At 64.5% G+C, this 23,980-nt stretch carries 21 protein-coding genes; 9 read left to right on the top strand and 12 right to left on the bottom strand.

Annotation, left to right across the window (positions count from 1 at the left end; all coding sequences use genetic code 11):
• Positions 1 to 107: 107 nt before the first annotated feature.
• Together FJ430_RS07445 and FJ430_RS07440 are read left to right on the top strand one after the other, a co-directional pair.
• A complete protein-coding gene (locus FJ430_RS07445; protein ID WP_140704799.1) occupies positions 108 to 758 on the top strand; it encodes an SGNH/GDSL hydrolase family protein in 651 nt (216 codons plus the stop codon).
• Between the two features lie 47 nt (positions 759 to 805).
• Positions 806 to 1,906: an ROK family transcriptional regulator gene (locus tag FJ430_RS07440; RefSeq protein WP_226892105.1), complete on the top strand. Its 1,101-nt coding sequence runs from the start codon at positions 806 to 808 to the stop codon at positions 1,904 to 1,906.
• Positions 1,907 to 2,053: 147 nt separating this feature from the next.
• Here the strand turns inward: FJ430_RS07440 and FJ430_RS07435 are convergent, their stop codons facing one another.
• The 7 genes from FJ430_RS07435 to FJ430_RS07405 form a co-directional block, all read right to left on the bottom strand.
• Entirely contained in the window at positions 2,054 to 2,944 is an 891-nt protein-coding gene (locus tag FJ430_RS07435) for an adenylate/guanylate cyclase domain-containing protein (RefSeq protein WP_140704797.1), read from the bottom strand.
• Between the two features lie 195 nt (positions 2,945 to 3,139).
• Complete coding sequence (locus FJ430_RS07430; RefSeq protein ID WP_140704795.1) at positions 3,140 to 4,069, bottom strand: anti-sigma factor family protein; 930 nt, start codon at positions 4,067 to 4,069, stop codon at positions 3,140 to 3,142.
• A complete protein-coding gene (locus FJ430_RS07425) occupies positions 4,056 to 4,595 on the bottom strand; it encodes a sigma-70 family RNA polymerase sigma factor (RefSeq protein WP_226892104.1) in 540 nt (179 codons plus the stop codon). Before FJ430_RS07425 ends, FJ430_RS07430 begins: the two co-directional genes overlap by 14 nt.
• 46 nt (positions 4,596 to 4,641) lie before the next feature.
• Positions 4,642 to 4,977 carry a hypothetical protein gene (locus FJ430_RS07420; RefSeq protein ID WP_140704793.1) on the bottom strand — a complete coding sequence of 112 codons (336 nt, stop codon included), beginning with the start codon at positions 4,975 to 4,977 and terminating at the stop codon, positions 4,642 to 4,644.
• Positions 4,978 to 5,095: 118 nt separating this feature from the next.
• Positions 5,096 to 6,484: a chromate efflux transporter gene (gene chrA, locus FJ430_RS07415; RefSeq protein ID WP_140704791.1), complete on the bottom strand. Its 1,389-nt coding sequence runs from the start codon at positions 6,482 to 6,484 to the stop codon at positions 5,096 to 5,098.
• The gene (locus FJ430_RS07410; protein ID WP_140704789.1) at positions 6,481 to 7,299 is read right to left on the bottom strand and encodes a chromate resistance protein ChrB domain-containing protein; all 819 of its coding nucleotides are present in this window, start codon (positions 7,297 to 7,299) and stop codon (positions 6,481 to 6,483) included. Before FJ430_RS07410 ends, chrA begins: the two co-directional genes overlap by 4 nt.
• Positions 7,300 to 7,580: 281 nt before the next feature.
• The gene (locus FJ430_RS07405) at positions 7,581 to 8,369 is read right to left on the bottom strand and encodes a 3-hydroxybutyrate dehydrogenase (RefSeq protein ID WP_140704787.1); all 789 of its coding nucleotides are present in this window, start codon (positions 8,367 to 8,369) and stop codon (positions 7,581 to 7,583) included.
• A gap of 248 nt (positions 8,370 to 8,617) precedes the next feature.
• On the opposite strand from FJ430_RS07405, the gene FJ430_RS07400 reads away from it, so the two are divergent.
• Together FJ430_RS07400 and FJ430_RS07395 are read left to right on the top strand one after the other, a co-directional pair.
• Entirely contained in the window at positions 8,618 to 9,406 is a 789-nt protein-coding gene (locus tag FJ430_RS07400; RefSeq protein WP_140704785.1) for an acetoacetate decarboxylase, read from the top strand.
• Positions 9,399 to 10,559 carry a patatin-like phospholipase family protein gene (locus FJ430_RS07395; RefSeq protein ID WP_140704783.1) on the top strand — a complete coding sequence of 387 codons (1,161 nt, stop codon included), beginning with the start codon at positions 9,399 to 9,401 and terminating at the stop codon, positions 10,557 to 10,559. The genes FJ430_RS07400 and FJ430_RS07395 overlap by 8 nt, the downstream gene beginning before the upstream one ends.
• A gap of 158 nt (positions 10,560 to 10,717) precedes the next feature.
• Here the strand turns inward: FJ430_RS07395 and FJ430_RS07390 are convergent, their stop codons facing one another.
• The 3 genes from FJ430_RS07390 to FJ430_RS07380 form a co-directional block, all read right to left on the bottom strand.
• Positions 10,718 to 11,746, bottom strand: a complete 1,029-nt coding sequence (locus FJ430_RS07390; protein ID WP_140647437.1) for a CorA family divalent cation transporter — start codon at positions 11,744 to 11,746, stop codon at positions 10,718 to 10,720.
• 84 nt (positions 11,747 to 11,830) lie between these two features.
• Complete coding sequence (locus FJ430_RS07385; RefSeq protein WP_140657936.1) at positions 11,831 to 13,441, bottom strand: inorganic phosphate transporter; 1,611 nt, start codon at positions 13,439 to 13,441, stop codon at positions 11,831 to 11,833.
• A 130-nt stretch (positions 13,442 to 13,571) separates the two neighbouring features.
• The gene (locus tag FJ430_RS07380) at positions 13,572 to 14,105 is read right to left on the bottom strand and encodes a TetR/AcrR family transcriptional regulator (RefSeq protein ID WP_140704781.1); all 534 of its coding nucleotides are present in this window, start codon (positions 14,103 to 14,105) and stop codon (positions 13,572 to 13,574) included.
• Between the two features lie 146 nt (positions 14,106 to 14,251).
• On the opposite strand from FJ430_RS07380, the gene FJ430_RS07375 reads away from it, so the two are divergent.
• Positions 14,252 to 15,577: an efflux RND transporter periplasmic adaptor subunit gene (locus FJ430_RS07375; protein ID WP_226892103.1), complete on the top strand. Its 1,326-nt coding sequence runs from the start codon at positions 14,252 to 14,254 to the stop codon at positions 15,575 to 15,577.
• On the top strand, positions 15,574 to 18,657 hold the full coding sequence (locus FJ430_RS07370) for an efflux RND transporter permease subunit (RefSeq protein ID WP_140647440.1): 3,084 nt from the start codon (positions 15,574 to 15,576) through the stop codon (positions 18,655 to 18,657). Before FJ430_RS07375 ends, FJ430_RS07370 begins: the two co-directional genes overlap by 4 nt.
• A 126-nt stretch (positions 18,658 to 18,783) precedes the next feature.
• Here FJ430_RS07370 and FJ430_RS07365 read toward each other — a convergent pair whose 3' ends face one another.
• Positions 18,784 to 19,239, bottom strand: coding sequence for a L,D-transpeptidase (locus FJ430_RS07365; RefSeq protein WP_140704779.1), 456 nt, complete (start codon positions 19,237 to 19,239; stop codon positions 18,784 to 18,786).
• Positions 19,240 to 19,874: 635 nt separating this feature from the next.
• On the opposite strand from FJ430_RS07365, the gene FJ430_RS07360 reads away from it, so the two are divergent.
• Positions 19,875 to 20,039, top strand: a complete 165-nt coding sequence (locus tag FJ430_RS07360; protein ID WP_140647442.1) for a hypothetical protein — start codon at positions 19,875 to 19,877, stop codon at positions 20,037 to 20,039.
• A gap of 71 nt (positions 20,040 to 20,110) precedes the next feature.
• On the opposite strand, the gene FJ430_RS07355 is transcribed toward FJ430_RS07360, so the two are convergent.
• Positions 20,111 to 20,812 carry a response regulator transcription factor gene (locus FJ430_RS07355; RefSeq protein WP_140647443.1) on the bottom strand — a complete coding sequence of 234 codons (702 nt, stop codon included), beginning with the start codon at positions 20,810 to 20,812 and terminating at the stop codon, positions 20,111 to 20,113.
• Between the two features lie 93 nt (positions 20,813 to 20,905).
• Between FJ430_RS07355 and FJ430_RS07350 the strand changes: the two genes are divergently transcribed.
• Together FJ430_RS07350 and FJ430_RS07345 are read left to right on the top strand one after the other, a co-directional pair.
• Positions 20,906 to 21,634, top strand: coding sequence for a response regulator (locus FJ430_RS07350; protein ID WP_226892102.1), 729 nt, complete (start codon positions 20,906 to 20,908; stop codon positions 21,632 to 21,634).
• Between the two features lie 136 nt (positions 21,635 to 21,770).
• Positions 21,771 to 23,879: an ATP-binding protein gene (locus FJ430_RS07345; RefSeq protein ID WP_226892101.1), complete on the top strand. Its 2,109-nt coding sequence runs from the start codon at positions 21,771 to 21,773 to the stop codon at positions 23,877 to 23,879.
• Positions 23,880 to 23,980: the final 101 nt, after the last annotated feature.

Genomic DNA, 23,980 nt, shown 5'->3' with positions numbered 1-23,980 from the left:
CGGCTTGCGCTACCTTTCCGCCGGATGGCAGGGTCGCTCGACTCGGACGACCGACTCTCGTCCGACAATTTCTGCAAATCAGAACCTTGGCTGGATCGGGGAGGAGCATGCGATCGGTCTTGTGCTACGGCGACTCCAACACGCATGGGCAGGTACCCGGCGGCACACCGCTTGACCGCTACGGTCCGGCCGAGCGCTGGCCCGGTGTCATGGCAAGGGAGCTGGGCGTCGGCTGGCATGTCATCGAGGAAGGCCTTAGCGGCCGTACGACGGTGCGCGACGATCCCATCGAGGGTGCCCACAAGAACGGACGTACCTACCTCAGGCCTTGCCTGCAGAGCCATGCCGTTCTCGATCTCGTCATCATCATGCTGGGGACCAACGACCTCAAGGCGCGCTTCAACCAGCCGGCTTCGGAAGTCGCCATGGCCATGGGCTGCCTCGTCTACGAGATCAAGGAGCTCAAGCCTGGCCCGGGCGGCAGCGTGCCCGAGATCATGATCGTCTCCCCGCCACCGATGCTGGACGACATCAAGGAATGGCGGTCGATCTTCGCCGGCGCGCCTGAGAAGTCGCGGCAGCTGGCGCTCGAATTCGAGATCATCGCCGATTCGCTCGAAGTGCATTTCTTCGACGCGGGCTCGGTCGTCACCTGCGATCCGCTTGATGGGTTCCACATCAACGGACAGGCCCATGTGTCGCTTGGCCGTGCACTGGCCCGCGAAGTCGAAGCAATCGGGTGGCCGGATGAGCGATAAACGCGGCATACGGGTGTCCCGCACGACCGATTGCGAGAGGACGCACCATGCCTGACATGCGCTTTGCGCCGCCGAACCCGCTCCGCATCGCGGACCGCGCCAGCGGCCTCAACGCCGTCAGCGTGCGCAGCTACAACGAACGCCTTGTGCTGTCGTTGCTGCTTCAGAGCAAGGATATCACCCGTCTCGAGATCGGTGAGCGGACCGGCCTGTCGGCGCAGACTGTGTCGGTCATCGTCCGATCGCTCGAGCAGGAAGGGCTGATCGCCAAGGGTGAGGCCCAGCGCGGCCGTGTCGGACCGCCGACGGTGCCGATCTCGCTCAACCCCGAGGGTGCCTATTCCGTCGGCATCAGCGTCGGCCACCGGCAGGTGGAGGTCGTGCTTGTCGACTTCGTCGGCTCGATCCGCTCCCATACGGTCCTGCCGTTCTCAGCCGCACAAGACACCAACCACCCGCAATTCATGACCGCCATCGCCAAGGCGATTGCCGATCTGCCCCGGCATCTCCACTCGCGCATTGCCGGTATCGGCCTTGCCCTGCCCGGCGACGAAGCAGAACTCGAGCTAACGCCGAAAGCGGCACGCGAGCGGTTCGACGCCCTGCAGGAGGAGGTCGAGAGGGAGATCGGTTATCCCGTCTACGTCCAGAACGACATCACCGCCGCTGCCGGTGGCGAAAGCATGTTCGGCGTGGCAAAGCATCTTTCGGACTACCTTTTCTTCTATCTCGGCGCGCGCCTGCACAGCCGCCTGGTCCTCAATCACCAGATCTACAACACCACTGCCGCGGTGAGTTTCGACGTCGGCATCCTGCGCCTGGAGCAGGAGATCCGGAAAAATGGCAATTCGCCCTCCGAGCTGTGGGAGCGGCGCGCGGACTGGCCTTCGTTCGGCGATGCCGAGATCGCGTGGCAACGCGAGCTGCTGGAGCAGATGAAGTCGTCGATAGCGGCGCTGAAGCCATTCGTTCCCGTGGCTTCGGTCGTCCTGTCCTCTTACGCGCCGCAGGCGGTCTGCAAGGCGATCTGCCGGGAGCTGGAACAGGCTATGCCTGGTATAAGCGCCATAGCCGGCAACATCGAGCGTTCGCCCAAGGCGGTGGGAGCGGCGGGCCTGCCCTTCAGCTCGCGGTTCATGGTGGAGTGACGTTCATGGTCACCGGCGTCTCGCTGCCCATCGACGGCGGCTACACCTGCCGGTGATATCGGGCGCATAACAAACGCTGGACCACGCCACCAGCAGCGGCGGGACAGCGGCCGCTTGAGTCAGCCACGCCCCAACGAACCCAGCCGGTCAGCCTGAGATAATTTCGTAGCGAAGGATCTGGGCGTCGCCGAGGGCCGATCTGCGTCCAGGCGAGATGACGCCGGAGCCGAAGAGGAGAATATCTTCGCGGCGTACGAATACTTCATTGCCGGGCCCCATCGACACAAATGTGCCCGACGAGCTGCGCTCGACAAGCCGGACCTTGCCATTCGAAATGCTGAAGGTCGCGTGGTGCCTTGAGACCCAGGGCCGCGGGACAACGATATTGCATTCCGGAGATCGGCCGATCGTCACCAATTCGTTGTTTCGGCAGGACCGCACCTGATCTTGATAGCGGATGACCAGATTGATCTGCGGCGGCGGAGTGGAGCGCCTATCGACAAAGGTGCCTCGATTGGCGACGAGCGTGCTGAGCGCCCCATCGTCGCTCCTCAGCGTATAGACATCGAAGAGTTCTTGCTTTCCCTTGAAGGCCATTTTGTCGAGGAGCCGCAAGGTACTGCGGCTGCCCGCGGAAAGGGCTTCGAAGAAGCTCTGGCTGATCAGGACCTCCCCGGGGTTGGCCGTGGTGGACAATCTTGCGGTGACATTGACAACGTCGCCGAACACCGCGCCACGCGCGCGAATGACCGCCCCGAAATGCAATCCGATCCGGGCGATCAAAGGTTCTTTCGTCAGTTGGCCGCCAATCTGGCAGACGGCCCTCAGCGCCGCCTCCGGTCTCTCGAACAGGCTGAGCACGTCATCGCCCTTCGAGTAAATGAAGTCACCGCCGTGCTGGGCGACGATCTCGCGTATCGCGTCGAGGCAATCCGAGACCTGCCGCAGGGCGGCATCGTCGCCGATGCGCTCATAAAGTGTCGTGCTGCCCACGACATCAGCTAAGAGGACTGCGGCTAGAAGTCTTTCCTGATCCATCGACTCGTATCCGCCCGAGAGCGTGGCGTGTATAACATACCAAAGGTGACCTTGACTTTATCTACCTGCGCGCCCGGGCGCCGGCGCAACGGGGCAAGTGCTTTGGCGCGATTATCCTGGACGGACAGGCATCTGCCTTCCCGCCAAACGGGTTATCGGCGTCAAAAATAGCGGCGATAAAGAAGTTTCGTTTCCCTAACCCGGGCTGCCGGCCGCCGGATTGGCGATGATGGCGGCCCGGAAGCGGGCGACGAAATCGTCGAGCGCCGGGCGCTCGGCGTCCGAGATCGCCCAGTAGGAAAAGGCGTCGTCGGTCCAGTGGACCAGAAGGAAGCCGCCCGCCGAGAGATCGTCCGCCACCGGCACCGATTTGGCCTCGTTCTGCCGAGGTGCGGCCACCAGCGTGATCAGATGCTCGTGATGGCGGTAGACCAGTGCCGGCATCGGCCTGTCCCCAATCACCTCGACGCGGCCGCCAAGCAGCGCGTAGCCGTCCTTGGCCATGTCGGGCGCCGGCGGCGACACGCCGATGCGCCCGTCGAGCCATGGCTTCACCGTATGCCGGTCGGACGAGACGATGTCGACCGGCGTCGCCGCGAGCAGGCTGCGGCGATGGCCGTTGGCGACGGCCACGGCGAAGCTGTCGGCCCCGTTGTCCGCCGTCGTCAGCCATTGTGTCGCGCCGCTGGCCAGAAACGCCGTCAGCGCGATCGATGCCGCCATCTGGCGCCAGTCGAAGGAATTGAACCAGCGCGGCGCGCGCGGCCGCATCGCGATGACCTGGCCCTGCTGCTGTTGCGGCACGGAGGGCTGTGCCTCCACCCTCATATCTTCAGCCTGCGTGGCCTCCGCGACCTCGGGATCCTTCACCTCGGCGATCGCCGCGATGCGCGCCAAAAAGTCGTCACTGACGGCGGGCCGCGGCACATTGGCGAGCGCACCGCGCAGCGCCACCAGGCGCGCATGTTCGGCGGCGAGCTCCGGATCGGCGGCCATGCGCCGCTCGACCGCCAGGGCAGCCGCGGCATCGAGCTCGCCATCGACAAGGGCGTGGATCATCAGCTTCATATCCTGCGGGTCTTGCGGCAATCCATCCTCACGCGGGCGATTTTCATGCGGGCTCATGGCGCCCTCCAAGTTCCGTCATCAAGAGACCGCGGGCCCGCGCCAGCCGCGACATCACCGTGCCTTGCGGCACGCCGAGCATGGTGGCGATTTCGCGGTAGCTGAGACCGTTGATGTCGCGCAGCACCACCGTTTCGCGGAAGGCTTGCGGCAGCCTGGTGATCGCCGCTTCCACCGCCGCCGAATTCGCCTTGGAGATCAGCACCGCCTCCGGGCTGTCGGCATCATTGTCCGGCGGCGGCGAGACGTCGTCGAGATCGGCGAGGTCGCCGACGGCGACCACGCTGCGCGGGCGGTTGCGCGCCATCCATGTGTAGGAAGCGTTGCGCACGATGGTAAGCAGCCACGCGCGGGAATTTCCCCCAGCGAACCCGGCAATGCCCGCATGCGCCTTGAGGCAGGCCTCCTGCACCACATCCTCGGCGTCGGCTTGATTGCCGGTCAGCCAGCGGGCAAGCGACAGCGCATCGCTCAGATGCGGCAGCACCACTTCGGCAAAACGCGCGGCCAGCATCTTTTCGCTCAACACCGTTCCGCCGTCGGGCGCTCCCGCCACGGGTCTGCCGCCGCCCTCAGCGGGAGGCGACGATCTGTCCCTGCTCGTGCGGGTGAAGATCGCGACCGCAGGCGATGGCGCCTGCTTCGAGGGAGGAGAAGGCATTGGTGTCACCGGAGTCAAGTGTCTCGGAAGCAAGGGGCGCCTCGGAAGAGGACGGCGCATCGCCGGCTGCAACGGGATGCTCGCCGTCATGGTCGTGGATCTCGATGGTTGCGATCGGCACGGGATCAGGGTCGGCGGCGGGGCGGTATCGCCCAGAACAGATGCGCCCAGCTCCAACGCTCCAAGCGACGACGGCTGACGCCTTCGCCTCTTCAGCCCGTGCGTATTTGTCTTCGCGCCGCTTCATGATGGTCTCCGCTGTTGCGCACAAATGGCGCATGCCCTGGAGACCGGCGGACCGGGTGGTTTATTCCCGGCCGGTCGGCTTTTTCGTTCACGCTAACGTGATCGGACGGCGTGCCCGCCTACAGCGCCAGCAGCGCAAGCCCCGCCAGCGCAGATCCCGCCAACGTCGGCAGCATGCCGAGTTTCAGCTTGAACATGGCGACCATCGCCGCCGCCGACAGCAGCGCGGCACGCCAGTCGAGCGAGGACAGGACCGGAACCTCCACGCCCCAGCCGACACTTGCTACCTTGCCGAAGACGACATGCAGCGCGAACCACAGCGCCAGGTTCATGATGACGCCGACCACCGCGGCGGTGATCGCGCCAAGCGCCGCCGCCAGCGCCTTGTTCCGTCTCAATTGCTCGATGTAGGGCGCACCGAGGAATATCCAGAAGAAGCAAGGGACGAAGGTGACCCAGAGCGTCAGCAGCGATCCGAGCGATCCAGCCAGCAGCGGGTTGGCAAAGCCGGCATGGCGATAGGCGGCGGCGAAGCCGACGAATTGCAGCACCAGGATCAATGGCCCCGGCGTCGTTTCGGCAAGCCCGAGCCCATCGACCATTTGGCCGGGCGAAAGCCAGCCGAACGACGTCACCGCTGCCTGCGCGACATAGGCAAGAACGGCATAGGCGCCGCCGAAGGTGACGACGGCCATCAGGCTGAAGAAGCCGCCGATCTGCGCCCAGACGCTCCCCGGCCCCGCCAACACGGCGATCAGCGCCGCCGGCCCCAGCCAGACCGGCAGCCAGATGGCGATGGTGCGGACGGCATGCCCTCGCTTCGGCATGGTGTGGCCGAGTTCGCCCCGCTCGAACATCAGGTCGACCGCGCCCCTGGTCTCGGCGCCGGCCGCAGTCTTGCCATGCGCCGAGACGGAGAACAGCGCCGGCGCGAAGCGGTTGCCGGCCCAGCCGATCAGCCCGGCTGCGAGCACGATCAGCGGGAATGGCACCCGGGCGACATAAATGGCGAGGAAGGCCGCCACGGCGATCGCCACCATCGCACGGTTCTTCAGCGCCCGCTTGCCGATGCGGATCACCGCCTCGACGACGACGGCGAGCACCGCCGCCTTGATGCCGAAGAACAGCGCCTCGACGACCGGCGCGTCGTTGTAGAGCATGTAGAAGCCGCTCAGGCAGAGCATAACCAACGCGCCGGGCAGCACGAACAGGATACCGGCCACGAGGCCGCCTGCCGTCCGGTGCAGCAGCCAGCCGATATAGACGGCGAGCTGCTGCGCCTCCGGGCCCGGCAGGAGCATGCAGTAGTTGAGCGCGTGCAGGAACCGCTCCTCGCCGATCCAGTGGCGCTCCTCGACCAGTTCCTTGTGCATCAGCGCGATCTGGCCGGCCGGCCCGCCAAAGGAGAGCAGGCCGATCCTGGCCCAGAGCCGCGTCGCTTCGCGGAAACTCGGCGCGGCCGGAATCTCGGCCCGTCGCGCGGCGGCGTCCTTGGCAAGCGCGCTCATTGTGCCTTGCCTACAACCGGCCAGTTATGCGTCTCGTCGGTGGCGTCGCGGCACCAGCGGAAGAAGGCGTCGTAGAGAAGCATGCCGGCTTCGAGCTGTTCGAGGTCATCACGGAACATGCGCGACAGGCCAAGCGAAGCGGCGAGGAACCCGGCCGCCTGCGGCACGAGGTCGAGGCGCGCCGTATCGGCGGCGCGCACGATCAGCGCCAGGCGGTCGAGCGCATCGACGCGCAGTCCGAATTCCTCGACCATCGTGTCGAATGTGCAGCGATCGCCGCGATGGCTCCAGAACACGCCTTCGATATCGAAGGGAACCGCGGCGAAGCGATCCGCGACCAGAGGCACCTCGGCAGCGTCGACGAACAGGAACACCGCATCGGGATCGACGAAGCGGCGGATCAGCCAGGGGCAGGCAATGCGGTCTACCTTCGGCCGGGAACGGGTGACCCATATGGTGCGGCCGTTCTGGTCGCGGGGCGGGATCGCGCCGGCCGCGACCAACGGCGCGCTGGCGGCGGCCCAGGCCTCGAAGCCGCCTTCCAACGACTCCGCCGGAATGCCGTCGTGGCGCAGCCACGCGGCAACGCCTTGCGAGAGTTTCTGCCCTCTCTGGCAGATGACCACGACCTTGCGTCCCGAAAACTCCGACGCCCAGCTTGAGACAGTCCTGAAATCGCGCCGGCATGACGCCGGCAACAGGCGCGGATCGGCTTCATAGTCCTCGTCGGTGCGCACATCGACCAGGCAAGGCGCATCGGGCAAGCCGACGAGACGGGAAAGCTGCGGAACGGTAATTGCGGTTGTTGACGGCATGGCGTCCACCTCCAGAACACAGAGAGTTTGGACGCGATCGTTGGGCTGACGCCTCACGGGGTCGTCGCGAGGAACCCCTTGGCCAGGATGCTGGAACGCTCCCCTACGATTGTCAAGAATTCAAATTGCTAATGCATGTCGCGCAAAAGTGTGCAGCGGTTTTGCGATAACGACATGAATGAAAACAAAGGCTTAAAGCGCGTCGCTGAATCCGCTTCAGCGCGACACGCCTTTAGGGAAGATGGGAGCTCCGCCCTGTCTCCCTTAAACGGTCGTTGCCCTTACTGCGCCGTCCAGCCGCCATCCATCGCCAGGGTCGTGCCGGTGATCTGCTTGGCGGCGTCCGAGCACAGGAACAGCGTCAGCGCGGCAAGCTCTTCGACGGTGACGAATTCCTTGGTCGGCTGCGCCGCAAGCAGCACATCGTGCTTGACCTGCTCTTCGGTCATGCCGCGCGCCTTCATCGTGTCGGGGATCTGCTTTTCGACCAGCGGCGTCCAGACATAGCCTGGCGCGATCGCATTGACGGTGATGCCGTCCTGCGCGACTTCCAGCGCCACCGTCTTGGTCAGGCCGGCAATGCCGTGCTTGGCCGAGACATAGGCCGACTTGAACGGCGAGGCGACCAGCGCATGAGCGGAAGCCGTGTTGATGATGCGGCCCCACTTGCGGCTCTTCATGCCGGGCAGCACTGCCTTGATGGCGTAGAAGGCTGCCAGAAGATTGATGCGGATGATGGCTTCCCACTTGTCGTCCGGAAATTCGTCGATCGGCGCGACGTGCTGGATGCCGGCATTGTTGACCAGGATGTCGAGGCTGCCGAACGCTGCCTCGGCCTCGTGAACCATGGCGCTGACGGCGGCGCCGTCCATCATGTTGGCGTCGGAGTAGCGGCACTTGACGCCGAAATCCTTCTCGATGCCGGAACGCTCCTGCTCGATCGCCGCGGCGTCGCCCAGGCCGTTGATGGTGACGTTGGCGCCCTCGGCGGCGAAGGCGCGGGCGATTGCCAGGCCGATGCCGCTCGTCGAGCCGGTGACGAGCGCATTCTTCGAAGACAGGGAACCCATGGGAGATCTCGCGACAGGAGGACAGGAGGGAAGACTATGAAGACGGACAGCCGGAAAGGCACATGATTTGTGCGCCGCAGCATCACAATGCCACACCCATATGTCGGCGCTATTACAGCTCCGCGATGGGGTTTGCCGGCTGTAGGAAGTGTCGTCTTGGCGCTGACACGGCACTGTCATGCTGCTGTGCAACATATTTGCCAGCGCATTCGCGCGGGGTCATTTCAAACCTGTTTGGGGCACCAGCCATGGAAATCGCCGACGTCGTGAAGCGGGCCTATGCGATGCCGCTCACCAACCCGTCCTTCCCGCCAGGCCCTTATCGCTTCTTCGACCGCGAATACATCATCATCACCTACCGCACGACGCGCGAGGCGCTGGAAGCCGTCGTTCCGGCGCCGCTCGAGATCGACGAGCCGCTGGTCAAATACGAATTCATCCGCATGCCTGACTCCACCGGCTTCGGCGACTACACCGAGACCGGCCAGGTCATCCCGGTGCGCTACAAGGGCCAGCATGGCGGCTATGTGCATTCCATGTATCTCGACGACGATGCGCCGATCGCCGGCGGCCGCGAGCTCTGGGGTTTCCCGAAAAAGCTCGCCAGCCCCAAGATCGTGCATGAAGGCGAAGTTGTGGTCGGCACGCTGCATTATGGCAGCGTTCTGTGCGCCACCGGCACGATGGGCTACAAGCACCGCGAGGCTGACCACGACCAGGTGCTCGCCTCGCTCGCCGCGCCCAATTTCCTCATCAAGATCATCCCGCATGTCGACGGCAGCCCGCGCATCTGCGAGCTGGTCCGCTACTACCTCACCGACATCACGCTGAAGGAAGCCTGGACGGCGCCGGCCGCGCTCGACCTTCGCCCGCATGTCATGGCCGACGTCGCCAAGCTGCCGGTGCTCGACATCGTCTCTGCCGTTCATTTCACCGCCGACCTGACGCTGGGTCTCGGCGAAGTCGTGCATGATTACCTCGCGGACCACGGCCGATCGGCTGCCGGCGCGAAGGAGCTGGAGAAAGCCGGTGCTTGAGCGCAACCGCAGCAAGGCGGCCGCCGCCACCATTCAGGAAATCACGGCGCAATATGACCGCATCGCCCTGGTCTTCCAGGGCGGCGGCGCGCTCGGCGCCTATCAGGCGGGTGTCTATCAGGCGCTTGCCGACGCCGGCTGTGAGCCGACCTGGCTTTCCGGCGTCTCGATCGGCGCCATCAATGCCTCGATCATCGCCGGCAACGAGCCGAGCCGCCGGCTGCAGCGGCTGGAGCAGTTCTGGCAGACGATCTCGGGCCGCAAGATCTGGGCCTATACGCCCGAAGGCGACATCTACCGCGACATCCGCAACCAGACCTCGTCGTGGATGACCATGACGATGGGCCAGCCCGGTTTCTTCAAGCCGCGCAGTCCCAGCCCCTGGTTCCAGCTGACGGGAGCGGAAGGCGCCACCAGCTTCTACGACACCGCCGAGCTCAAGGACACGCTGGAGAGCCTGATCGACTTCGACGTGCTGAACGACGGCAAGAAGCGCTTGAGCGTCGGCGCGGTCAATGTCAGGACCGGCAACTTCGTCTATTTCGACACCGACAAGGTGCGCATCGAGCCGGAACACATCATGGCGAGCGGCGCGCTGCCGCCGGCCTTCCCCTCGATCCGCATCGAGGGCGAATATTACTGGGATGGCGGCATCGTTTCCAACACGCCGCTGCAATATCTGCTCGACCAGGAAGAGGATCGCTCCTCGCTGGTGTTCCAGGTCGATCTGTTCAGCGCCCGCGGCGTGCTGCCGCGCGGCATGGCCGACGTTCTGTCGCGCCACAAGGACATCATGTATTCCAGCCGCACGCGCCAGAACACCGACAACTTCCAGCGCATCCATGCGCTCAAGATGAAGCTGCTCGACGCGCTGAAGCGCGTGCCGCCGGAGCAGCTCAAGGACGGCGAGAAGGAACTGATGGCCGACTATTCCGATGCCGGCGTGGTCAACATCGTCCACCTGATCTACCAGCACAAAGGCTACGAAGGCCACGCCAAGGACTACGAGTTTTCCGGCACCTCGATGCGCGAGCACTGGGAGATGGGCCTGGAAGACACCGAACGCACGCTGCGTCACAAGAAATGGCTGATGCTGCCCGACAACGCCGACGGCGTCACCATCCACGACCTGCACCGCGAAGACCCGACCTAAGGGTCATGGCCGCCCGGGCCGCGTCGCGGCTTGGGGTCCTGACGCACGTCAAGAAGCCTAATGCATGTCGCGCAAAGTGACCTCGGTTTTGCGACGACGACATGCATCAGGCAACGACCTAAAGCGCGTCGCGTGTATCCGTTTCGACGCGACACGCTTTAGAATTTGAGATCGGCGCCTGCCCGCAGCAGCAGCCAGTAGAACAATCCGGTCGCCCCACCCGCAAGCAGCATCGCCAGCAGGAAGCCGCCATGCGTATGCGTGAACGGCAGTCCTTCTGTGTTCATGCCGAAAATGCCGACGATCAGCGTTCCCGGCAGGAGCAGCGCGCTCATCACCGCCAGCGCCTTCAGGCTGCGGTTCGATTCGTCCGCGAGTTCCGCCGCGACCTCTTCCTGCAGCAGCCTTGCCCGGTCGTTGACCATGACGACTTCGCGGTCGAGCCTTTTGAGGCGAGCCGCCAGCTTGCCCAATATCTCATGCGCGCCGGCCGACAATTCCCAGCCGGCACGGTTCTCGTCCAGGAACAGCGCGACCTGTGCCGCGATCGGCCGGTGCAGCGACACCCCCAGGCGACGCACCTCCTTGATCCGGCGCCGCTCGTCGGCAAGGCGCTCGGTGACGAGACGGTCCTCGACCTCGTCAAGCTGCTTCGTGGCCAGCGCCAGCCGCCCGCTCGCGCTTCCGCAGAAGGCAAGCACGATAGCGCCGAACAGCTCGAAGGCGGTCGCCGGTTGGAGCCCTTGCGAAAGCGCCTTGTTCACCTCTTCCACCGCTGCCAGCGAATGGCGCCGGCCCGTCACCAGCAACCGGTCCGTCACGGCGAAATGCAGCCTGCCGATGGTGGTCGACCTGCGTCCGATCTCGCCATGCAGGTCGGCGGCGATACCGTGCACGACGCCCTTTTCATGCGCCAGCGCCATGCTGTCCTCATGACCTTCCAGGATCGCATGCGCCGATTGCGGCAGCGCGCAGGCATGGCTGATCCAGGAATGCGCCCGCTGGTCGATGAGATCGACATGCAGCCAAACCCAGCCGTCCGGCGCGGCAAGTGCTGCTTCGATGTCCTTCGGCGCGATCGGCTGCGGCGCTTGGCCGGCGGCGCCGCGATAGGCCCAGATCAGGCCGGGCGCGTGGTGGCGGCTGTCGTCCCAGGCAAGCAGCGTCAGATGCGATGCCTCATTCATGGCCGCCACTCGATCAAATGCTCGAAAGCAAGACGGCGCCGGAACCGGCGCCGTCGATGTTGTCGGTCAGGCAAGAACCGCCGCTCAGAAAACGTGGCGCAGGATCACGAACAGCACGAAGGCCAGCGCGATCGAGCAGGGCAGCGTGAGCACCCAGGCCAGCAGGAGGTTGCGCACGGTCGACCACTGCAGGCCGGAGCCATTGGCCGCCATCGTGCCGGCGACGCCGGACGACAGCACGTGCGTCGTCGACACCGGCAGGCCGAAACGGTCGGCCATGCCGATCGTCACCATCGCGACCAGCTCGGCGGCGGCGCCCTGGCCATAGGTCAGGTGGCTCTTGCCGATCTTCTCGCCTACGGTGACGACGATGCGCTTCCAACCGACCATGGTGCCGAGGCCAAGCGCCAGCGCCACGGCGATCTTCACCCACAGCGGGATGAACTTCGTCGCGTTGTCGACCGCCTTATGGTAGTCGGTCACCGACTTCAGGTCGGCGTCCTGCATCGGCAGCAGCTTCTTCTTGTCGATCAGCTTCAGCGCTTCGCCGATCAGGTAGATGTCGTTACGCGCGTTGCTGACCAGGTCGGTCGGCACGTTGTCGACGGAAGCATAGGGCTGCAGCTCGGCAGTCGTGTTGTGGATATAGGTTTGCAGCGCAACGGTCGTCTGATCGTTCCATGTCTTGCTGCGCACGGCTTCCTGCACGGCTGCCTTTGCGGCATTGGCATCGGCAACGGTGACGCCGGGCTTGGCATATTTGCCCAGCGCCGTCTCGACGCTGGCGGAGGCCGACTTGTAGGCTTGGAGATAGTTGATGTCGGGCGTGCGGTTGAGCGCATAGGCGGTCGGCACGACGCCGATCAGGATCAGCATGATCAGGCCCATGCCCTTCTGACCGTCATTGGAGCCGTGCGCGAAGCTGACGCCGGTGCAGGTGAAGATCAGCAGCGCGCGGATCCACCATGGCGGCGGCGCGTTGCCCTTCGGCGCCTCGTAGAGCGCCGGATTGCGCACCAGGAGCTTCATGGCATAGAGCAGGATGGCCGCGGCGAAGAAACCGACGATCGGCGAGACCAGCAAGGTGGTGCCGACATTGGTCGCCTGCCCCCAGTCGACGCCGCTGGTGGCGCTTCCGGCCGGGGCCATGAACTGGTTGGCGAGACCGACGCCGATGATCGAGCCGACCATCGTGTGCGAGCTCGAGGCCGGCAGGCCGAGGAACCAGGTGCCGAGGTTCCACAGGATCGCTGCGACGAGCAGCGCGAACACCATGGCGAAGCCGGATGACGAGCCGACCTGCAGGATGAGCTCGACCGGCAGCAGCGACAGGATGCCGAAGGCCACCGCGCCGCTCGAGGTCAGCACGCCGAGGAAATTGAAGACGCCCGACCACATTACGGCGAATTCGGCCGGCAGCGACCGCGTGTAGATGACGGTGGCCACCGCGTTGGCGGTGTCGTGGAAGCCGTTGACGAACTCGAAGCCCAGCGCAATCAGAAGGGCGATGCCGAGCAGGATCCAGGGCACCGTCTTGGCGATGGCAAGATCCTGGCTGAGCGCATAGCCGACATAGATGATGCCGACGAGCACCAGCACGCCGAAAGCCGGCAGGAACCATTTGGCACCGCCCGATTGTTCTAGGGGATGATCCGGTCTCGGGATCCCCGCCTCACTGGAAACTACGTCCACCATTGTCCCACTCCATTTGCATTGCAGCAAAGAACCGGGGAGGAGGCTATGTCTCTAGGATGAAGCTGGTGTGACGCTCTTAACCGTTTGGTCACCACCAAACAGTTTGGTCACTACCAAACAGTTTGGCGACCTATCCGGCTATCTTCAGGAGCGAGGACACCAGAAGCTTGCGCTCGTCTTCGGACAGCACGTCTGAATCAAACAGATTCATGCTGCGCATCCCCTCGATGGCGAGAAAGCAGACCAGCAGCGAGCCGAGGTCGTCCGTCTCTCCCTTCAGCCGTTCGAACAGCTGGTGCTTGAAGGCCTTGATCGGCGTCAGAAAATCGGGATCTTCGGCGATCGCCGAGAACATCCAGGACGCCGAGGGTTTCGGCCGCTCGCAGTCGTCGGCCGACAACTTGATATAGGCTGAGAGCACGCTTTCGTGGCCGGCCTCGCTAGCGCGTGCTTCTAGCGCCTTCTGGAAATCGCTGAGATAGCTTTCGACCAGCCCCTGCATCAGCTTGGCCTTGGTTGGGAAGTTGTAGAGCAGGCCGCCTTTCGACACGCCGGCGCGGCTGGCGACCGCCTCGAGCGACAGGCTTCCCGGGCCTGCCTCGCGCGCCACGTCGGCGGCGGCGGCAAGTATCTTTTCGCGTGAGTTGGCCCTGGGTACTCTCATCACGCCTCCCCCTACATTAGCCTAGGCGGAATTGACAAGACCGTCCAGCCGGTACAGTAAGGCGCGCCATTTGAAATCGGGACCTTTCGTCGATATGTGTCCCGGCATCGATTGATTTGCCGGTTGCCGGCTCGAGGGGACCATCCGTGAAGCGCTTTTTCATCATCGCCGGATTCTTGCTGCTGCTCGCCTTGGTATGCGTCGGCATCGTTGGTTTCAACTTCATGCGCGATGCCGGCATCAAGCAATTCTTTGCCACCATGAAGCCGCCGGCCGCTACGGTCTCGACCGTGATCGTCAAGCCGGCCGAATGGACGCCCGGCGTCGAGGCGATCGGTACCGTCAATGCCGTGCGCGGTGTCGACCTTACCGTCGAAACAAGCGGCATCGTCAAGGACATCCTCTTCCACGCCAACCAGAAGGTCGCCGCCGACGCCGTGCTCTTGCAGCTGGACGACGCGGTCGAGAAAGCCGATCTGGTGGCGCAGAAGGCGCAGGCCGCGTCGGACCAGGCGGCGCTGACCCGTGCGATCGAATTGCAGCGGCGCGGCGTCGGCACGGATGCGACGCTCGACGCCGCGCGCGCCGCGGCGGACGCCTCGGCCGCGCAGGTCAACAAGATGCAGGCCGTGCTCGATCAGAAGCAGTTGTCCGCGCCCTTCGGCGGCACGGTCGGCATCCCGAAGATCGACGTCGGACAGTACCTGGCCCCCGGCAACTCCGTCGTGACGATCCAGGACCTCGACACGATGCGGGTTGACTTCACGGTTCCCGAGCAGCAGCTGCCGCTGCTCAAGATCGGCCAGACCGTCAAGCTCGGCGGCAACCTCGCCGACATGACCTTTGCCGGCTCCATTCGCGGCATCGATCCCAAGATCGATCCGGCAAGCCGGTTGGTCTCAATTCGCGGCGAGGTCGCCAATCCGGAAGGCAAGCTGACGCCTGGCCAGTTCGTCCAAATCCGCGTCGAGCTGCCGCAGGAAGACAATGTCATCTCCGTGCCGCAGACGGCGGTGACAACCAGCCTCTATGGCGATTATGTCTTCGTGGTCGAGCCGGCAAAGCCCGCCGGGGCTGCCGCTGCCGCGCCGGCCAAGCCGGATGAGCACAAGGCCGGCGCCGACAAGGCGGCCGGCGATGCCGCCAAGCCGCAAGCGGACGCCACCAAGCCCGCCGACGACGCGGCAAAGCCGGCGGACGCGAAGCCGGCCGACAAGGCGTCCGGCGACGCCGCCAAACCAGCCGACGCCGCCAAGCCGGCCGAGGCCGCGCAGCAGCCTGCGCTCACCATCTCGCAGGTGTTCGTGAAGCTCGGCCGCCGCAACAACGGCATGGTCGAGATCGCCGAGGGCCTTAGGGACGGCGACCAGGTTGTCACGGCCGGCCAGAACCGGCTCTTCAACGGCATGTCGGTTGCCGTCGACAACACCATCGATCCCAGCAAATCGGCGAACAAGCAGGTTCAGCAATGAGCTTCTCCGACCTCTTCATTCGCCGGCCGGTGCTCTCGACGGTGCTGGCCTGCATGATCCTGCTTCTGGGCTTCCAGGGCATCTTCGGCCTGTCGATCCGCCAGTATCCGAAGGTCGACGAGACGGCGATCACCATCACCACGGCCTATCCCGGCGCCAGCGCCGACCTGATCCAGGGCTTCATTTCGGCTCCGATCGCGCGCGCCGTCGCCTCGACCGAAAACATCGACTACGTGACCTCGTCCAGCCGTCCGTCCTCGAGCACGGTCACCGTGCAGATGAAGCTCGGCTCCAACCCGGACGTCGCGCTCGCCGAGGTGTTGTCCAAGGTCCAGGGCGTGCGCGGCACCCTGCCGGACGCCTCCAAGGACCCGGTGATCGTCAAGGGCACCGGGCAGCAGTTCGCGATGATGTACATCTCGATGCAGAACCCGAACATGACGAAGGAGCAGCTCACCGAATATATCGAGCGCGTCATCCGGCCTCGCATCTCGACCGTGGAAGGTGTCGCCGACGTCCAGATCTTCGGCGCCCAGGAATATTCTATGCGCATCTGGATCGACCCGATCCGGCTCGCCGCCCGTGGCGCCACGGCCGTGGACGTGCTGACCGCGATCAACAACTCGAACTTCCTGTCGGCGCCGGGCAACACCCAGAACGAATATGTGGTCTCCTCGATCACCGTGCATTCGACCCTGCAGACGCCCGAGGCCTTCGCCCAGCTCCCGATCCGCTCGACGGATGGCCAGGTTGTGCGCCTGCGCGATGTCGCGCGAGTCGAGCTCGGCGCGGAGAACACCGACACCAGGGTGAGCTTCAACGGCAAGCCGGGAACCTTCCTGGCCATCTTCCCGACGCCCGCGGCCAACCCGCTGACGACGGCGGCGGCGCTGACCAAGCTCGTGCCGCAGATCCAGGATACGCTGCCGAAGGGCATGACGATCGAGATCGTCTACGACGCTACCGGGCAGATCAGCGCGTCGATCGAGGAAGTGTTCAAGACCATCGCCGAGGCGGTTGCCATCGTCATCGTCGTCATCCTTCTGTTCCTGGGTTCGTTCCGCTCGGTGATGATGCCGATCGTCACCATCCCGCTGTCGCTGATCGGCGTCTGCTTCATCCTGTTTGCGGTCGGCTACTCGATCAACCTTCTATCCCTGCTGGCCATGGTGCTGGCGATCGGCCTTGTCGTGGACGACGCCATCGTGGTGGTGGAGAACATCCACCGTCACATGGAGGAGGACCACATGTCGCCGATGCAGGCGGCATTCAACGGCATGCGCGAGATCGCGACCGCAATCGTGGCGATGACCATGACCCTGGCCGCCGTGTTCGCGCCGCTCGCCTTCACCGGCGGCCTGACCGGCGCGTTGTTCCGTGAATTTGCGGTGACGCTCGCCGGCTCGGTGGTCTTGTCCGGCCTTATCGCCATCACCATCACCCCGATGATGTCGGCACGTCTGCTGAAGGCCGGCCAGCACGGCCGCTTCCAGCGTATCGTCGACGGCACGTTCACACGCGTCGAACACCTCTATGAGCGGGCTGTCACCGCCTCGCTCAGGAATCGCCCGGTGACGCTGATCATCGTCGTCGCGTTGGTCGCCCTTACCGGCTTCATGTTCACCAAGACCTCGACCGAACTCGCGCCGGAAGAAGATCAGGGCTTCCTGCTCTCGATCGTGACCGCGCCGCGCTACGCGACGTCGGATTACACCGAGACCTACGTCAACCAGATCCTCGGCCTGGTGAAGGACATTCCCGAGACCAGGGCGCAGTTCTCGGCCGTTGCCTTTGGCGGCGCCACCAACAGCGCCTTTGTCGGCTTCGCCTTCAAGGACTGGGCGGAACGCAAGCGCAATTCGAAGGCGCTTCAGGCCGACATCCAGGGGCGCATCTCCAAGGTCGCCGGCGTCGAGGCCTTCGTCTTCGCGCCGCCGACGCTGCCCGGTTCCGGCGGCGGCCTGCCGATTTCCATGGTCGTGCGCTCCACCGGCGACCCCTCGGAAGTCTTCGAGCAGGCGGAGAAGATCAAGAACAAGGCGCAGGCTTCGGGCCGCTTCATCGTCGTGCAAAACTCGATGGCTTACGATGCGCCGCAGGTGACCGTCACCATCGACCGCGAGCGCGCGGCGGCGTTGAACCTGCCGATTGCCGATATCGGCAACACCCTGACGCTGCTTGTCGGCGGCGCCGAGGTGGCGCAGTTCGACCGGGATTCCAACAGCTACGACATCATCCCCCAGGTGCCGCAGGAATTCCGCGACAACCCCGAGAAGCTCGGCGAATATTTCGTCCGCAGCGTCGACGGCAAGATGGTGCCGCTGTCGGCGGTCGTGAAGATTTCGACCAACGCCTCGCCGGCGGCCATCGAGCAGTTCAACCAGCTGAACTCCTCGACGATCTCGGCCTTGCCTCTGCCCGGCGTGACCACCGGCGACGGCCTGAAGGTGCTGGAGGACCTCGCCAAGGAGACCCTGCCCGACACCTTCTTCGTCGACTATTCCGGCCAGTCGCGGCAGGAGAAGGAACAGGGCAACACCATCCTGATCGCCTTCGCGGCGGCCGTGATCGTGATCTACCTGGTGCTGGCGGCCCAGTTCGAGAGCTTCCGCGACCCGCTGATCATCATGATGGCGGTGCCGCTGTCGATCTTCGGCGCGATCGTACCGCTCAACATCGGCCTGGGGACGCTCAACATCTACACCCAGGTCGGCCTGATCACGCTGATCGGCCTGATCACCAAGCACGGCATTCTGCTGGTGGAATTCGCCAACCAGCAGCGTGAGATTCATGGCATGCGGCGCCGCGACGCCATCATCGCTTCGGCCAAGGTGCGCCTGCGGCCGATCCTGATGACCACGGCCGCCATGGCGCTCGGCGTCGTGCCGCTGATCGTCTCCAGCGGCGCCGGTGCGGCCGCGCGCTATTCGATGGGCCTGGTCATCTTCACCGGCATCCTGGTCGGCACCATGTTCACGCTCTTCGTCGTGCCGATGTTCTACACCTTCATCGCCAGCAGGGACTTGCCGCATCTCGCCGAGAAGCCCGATCCGAAGCTGATGCCGGCGCTGCCGAGCTGAAGCGAGCCAAAAAAAGAGGCCGGAAATTCCGGCCTCTTTTTTGGCGGTCGCCCCACGGCTTCGGCGCTATCCCGAAGGCGGCAACCCGCCTGCTACTTTACCCAGCCCGTTACTTGACCCAGTCTGCTACTTGACGATCACGATGCTGGTGTTGCCGGGGCCGAAGACCTCGACAAGCTGATAGAAGTCGGCCGCCGCATCCGGATGCAGCCGCACGCAACCATGCGAGGCAGGACGGCCGAGACGGCCGATGGCATAGGTGGCGTGAACGGCGTAGCCGCCGCTGAAGAAGACCGAATGCGGCATCGGCGCGTTGTCGTATTTCTTCGAATACCACATCTCGTGCATGCGGGTCGGCTTGAACGAGCCGGTCGGCGTGATGTGCCCCCTCGCGCCGGTCGATACCTTCCAGGTGTAGGTCGGGCGGCCGTCGACCGTGACTTCCATGATCTGCTGCGACAGCGAGACCTTGGCGACGATCTGGTTGGCATGCGCGGCATTGCCGGCGCCGAAGAGCAGAGCCGCGCCGGTGAGCGCGGCGGCGGTGACATTGATGAGCTTGGCGGAAATGGCGGTGTGCATGACGATCCCTCTGTTTTTGCCGTTGTGTCCGGCTTCAATTTCGATGGACCGCCTTATCGAGACTGCCTGTTTCAGGTCAATTTCGCTTGGTGCTCGTTTTTGTTTCGAATTTGTTTCTAGAAATCAACAAGATGTCTCCGAAGACGGGTGCTGCTAGACCTTTCCAAGGTAAGGGATAGAGGGTTGGACAATGGGCTCGGTCGGGAAACGAAAGTTCACTTCATACATATATGAAAGAAACGCAGCCCCTTTTGAAACCAATCTGCAACAAAGTGCAGCCACGGCGGCATGATCTGGATACAGGCCGGCGTCAGATTTGACGCAACGGGAACAGACATCTGCAAACGAAAATGCGCAGGAAATCGAAATGACGCTGGCGGCGATGACGTCCGGCGAGGTTTCGACGCTGCACATGGCTCTGTTCATCGCCACGGTCTGGATTTGTCCAGCCTGCGCGTCCACCGGCTGAAGGCCCTCTGGCGGGTCGGCCTTCGGCTGATGCGGACACGCGGCCCCTCCGGCTACTTGCTGCCGAGAGGACCGAAGGCCCGCGCCGCAGCGGGGGGCTCCGTCAGCGGCGCGGGCGCTTCGGGAGTTTCCTGAAGCACCGACGATTTCGAGATTGGGGTTTGAAGATGAAGACGAAATTTGCCGCTTCTGTGCTTTCCGCGCTGCTCTACGCGCAGGGTCTGCTCGGCTTCGCCGCGCTGGCGACGGTGTTGCTCAAGGAGCGCGCCAAGGCGGAGATAACCGCCAGCGCGGACCTTCCATCCGGCCCCTCTGTCATCGTGGTGCGCTGAGCGCCGGGCGTCGGACCCGGAATGACCACCGCTTGGGAAAGCCGATGCTCAAACGCCTCGCCGATCGGAACTTACTCGTTGCGCGGGACCGGCGGATCGAAACGATAGCCGGCGCCCCTGATGGTGGTGATGGTCTCGGTGTCGAGCTTGCGGCGCAGCCGCACGATGCGCGAGTCGATCGAACGGTCGAATGCGTCGGCATTCTCGGCCGGCGCCGCGGCAATGATGTCGTCGCGCGTCAGCACCTTGCGCGGGCTCGCCAGGAACAGCCTGAGCAGCGCCACCTGCCCCGGCGAAAGCTGATCCTCCGAGCCCGAGCGATGCATCACCATGGCCGACCGCAGATCGACGGTGGCGTTTTCCAGCACGATCAGTTCGCCGGCGGCCCTGCCGCGTCTGGTCAGCAGGCCGCCGATACGCGCGGCAAGCTCGCGCACGTTGAGCGGGCTTTCGATGACGTCGGCAGCACCGAGTTCGAGCGCCAGCACCTTGTCGACGAGGTCGCCCGGCCGGCAGATCAGGATGAAATCGGGACCGCCCTCGCCGCCACCGCCTTGGCCGCTGTAACGTTTGAGCAGTTCGCGGCTCTCGGCCTGGGTGACGCCGTCGCCAACCACCACGACATCGATGCCACCGGCCGAAAGCAGCGTCTCCGCTTCCCAGGGCTGGCGCGCCTGGCGCACGTCGTGCCCACGCCGGTCGAGATGATCGGCGAGATCTTTAGCCACCACCTCGGCGACGGACACAAGCGCGATGACGGATCGTGCGGCCATTTTCTTCACCCCGCCACAGACAACTCGAGATGAGTGCTGGACATCATGTTTATACCCAATCTACTTTCCGCTGAAAGCGGGAGCGAGCGCGTCGTGAAGGCACGCATCATCGTCGTTGAGGACGAACCGGATCTGAGGGAGGCTGTGGCCGAATATCTCGGCGCCAGCGGCTATGACGTCGTCACGGCCGAAAATGCGGCCGTGGCGCGCGCTCTGTTCGAGGCGCAGTCCTTCCACCTCGCCATCCTCGACATCGCCATGCCTGGCGAGGACGGGCTGTCGCTCGGCCGCTGGCTGCGCTCGAAAACGCAGATCGGCATCATCTACGCCACGGCCGCCGGCACCGCGCTCGACCGCATCGTCGGGCTGGAGCTCGGCGCCGACGATTACATCGTCAAGCCGTACGAATTGCGCGAGGTGCTGGCGCGGGTGCGCAGCGTGCTGCGCCGCGTGCCGCTGCCCGCCGAGCCGCAGGCGGCGAAGGCCGAAACCGGCAATCGCCGCTTGATGAATTTCGGCGGCTTCCAGGCCGATTTCGACGGCCGTCTGGTCATCGGCGCCAATGGCGCGGTCATCGAGATGGCCAAAAGCGAGTTCGACGTGCTCGAGGTTTTTCTCACCCGCGCCAACCGGCTTCTGACGCGAGCGGCGATTTCGGAAGCCATCGGCTTCGTGGAGGATCCGGAATCCTCGCGCGCGGTCGACATCCGCATCATGCGGTTGCGAAAGAAGATCGAGGCCGATCCCGCCAATCCGAAATTCCTGCGCACGGTGCGCGGCGAAGGCTATATCTTCTCGCTGCCGAGCGGCGACAGCAATTGAACCAGCCCAATGCATGTTGCCCAAAAGTGCGCAGCGGTTTTGGAAACGACATGCATCAAAATACAGACTTGAATCGCGGCGCTCGAATCCGTTTCGACGCGACGCGCCTCAAGCGGGCTCCGAGAGACGGCCGACCATGATTGCTGATACAGCACGCGCCGATACGCATGGCTCGCGCCCGGGCGGCGCCGCGATGGCGGCCGTCCATGTCGTGCGCCGCCTGCGCGAGGCAGGCGATTGGCAGCGCGAGATGGACGACATACTGCGAACAATGTGCCGCAAGATGGATTGCCAGCGCGGCATTCTCTTCCGCCTGCGTGAATTGCCGGGCGAAGGCTTCGCCCAGTCCGTCGCCGCTTATTGGATCGACCCTGACTTCGGCGGCGAGCTGGCGTCGCCCTCGGTGATCATGCAGTCGATCATCAACTCGGACTCGCTGCTGGAGCAGTTGCAGGAGGATGAGCGGCAAGGCAAGATTTTCTCCGGCCACACGCGCGACCTCGACGGTTTCCTGCGGACCGATTTCGAGAAGCAGAACATCAGGTCGTTCCTGTCCGTCTCCGTGTTCGCGCATGGCCACCTGTGGGGCACGCTGGCCGTCAACGACTGCGTCGCCGAGCGCGATTGGACGGACGAGGAAGAAGCGACCCTGCACATCATCGCCCTGGCGATCGGTGACGCCATCGAGCGCTCGCCGTCCGAGGCGCATGCCAGCGAAGTGATTCGCCGCACCATGCTGCAGGCCTCGCTCGACGCCATCATCGTCATCGACGAGGCCGGTTCGATCATCGAGTTCAATCCGGCCGCCGAGAAGATGTTCGGCTTCCAGCGCAGCGCCATCCTTGGCAAGGACCTGCTCGATACCATCGTTCCGATATACTATCGCAAGGGCTATGCCTCGGGCGCCGAATACATGGCCGGGCGCGGCGCGCCGATGGTCGGCCAACGGCTGGAGACCGTCACCCAGAACGCCGCCGGCGAGATCTTCCCGATCGAGCTTACGGCGACCGAGATGCGCGTTGCCGACCGCCGCCTGATCTTCGGCTCGATCCGCGACCTGCGCGAAAAGCTGCAGGCCGAGGAAGAGATCAACCGCCAGCGCGAGAAGCTGCACCAGAACGAGAAGATGGCGGCGATGGGCTCGCTGCTTGCCGGCGTCTCGCATGAGCTCAACAACCCGCTGGCGGTGGTCGTGGCGCAGTCGACGCTGCTGCACGAATTCGCCAGCGATCCGCAGACCAAGGTCCGCGCCGAAAAAGTGCGCGCCGCCGCCGAGCGCTGCGGCCGCATCGTCAAGAGCTTCCTGTCGATGGTGCGCCTGCATCCGACCGAGCAGGCCGAGACCGATCTCAACCAGGTGATGCGCTCGGCGCTCGAGGTCACCGCCTATGGCGCGCGCTCCAGCGGCATCGTCATCGACACCGATTTCGCCGGCGGGCCACTGCTTGCCATGGCCGACGCCGATCACATCACGCAGGTGGCCGCGAATTTCCTTATCAACAGCCAGCACGCGCTGGCCGGCGTCACCGGCGAGCGGACCATCAAGGTGCGGACGTTTCGCAACGAGCACGGCAATCCGGGCTTTTCCGTCGAGGACAACGGCCCCGGCATTCCCGAGGCGATCCGCGCGCGCATCTTCGAATCCTATTTCACCACCAAGCCGGTCGGCGTCGGCACCGGCATCGGCCTGTCCATCTCGAAGTCGATCGTCGAGCGCCACCACGGCAACATCTGGTTCGAGGAGGTCGAGCCGCACGGCGCGCGCTTCGTCGTGCAATTGCCGGCGATCGCTGGTGAGGCGGCAAAGGCCGGCGAGAGTGCCGTACGCTCGAGCGGACTGCGCCATGCCTTGATCATCGACGACGAACCCGACGTCGCCGGTTCGCTTTCAGATATATTGGAGCTGATGGGCCTGAAGTCACGCGTCGTGGCAAGCTGGACGTCCGCCGCCGACGTGCTGAACGGCCATATGCCGCCCGACATCGTCTTTTCCGACCTGCGCATGCCGGGCACCAGCGGCATGGCGATCTATCGCGAACTGTTGGTCGAGAAGCCGGTGCTGGCGAAGCGCTTTGTGCTGGTGACCGGCGATCTGATCGGCGCCAAGGCCGAGATCGAAGCCTTGCCGCCGCAGCAGCGGCCGCAAATCCTGGAGAAGCCTTTCTCGACGCTCGACGTCCGCAGCATCCTCTCAACCGTCGCCGACGAGGTCGCCGCGGCAGCCGACAATGGCGCCCACATTTGAACCGGCCGGTCTGAGGCAAGAACAAGATCGCAAAGGTGTGGCCGAGTGCTGCCCTCGCGCCGCCAGAGGGTCTGTTGAGATTCAGGTCAGACCGAGCCGAA

The organism is Mesorhizobium sp. B2-8-5 (assembly GCF_006440675.2).
Lineage (GTDB): Bacteria > Pseudomonadota > Alphaproteobacteria > Rhizobiales > Rhizobiaceae > Mesorhizobium.
Note: the sequence above shows the minus strand (reverse complement) of the source record. Positions and strands in the feature narration are given on the sequence as shown.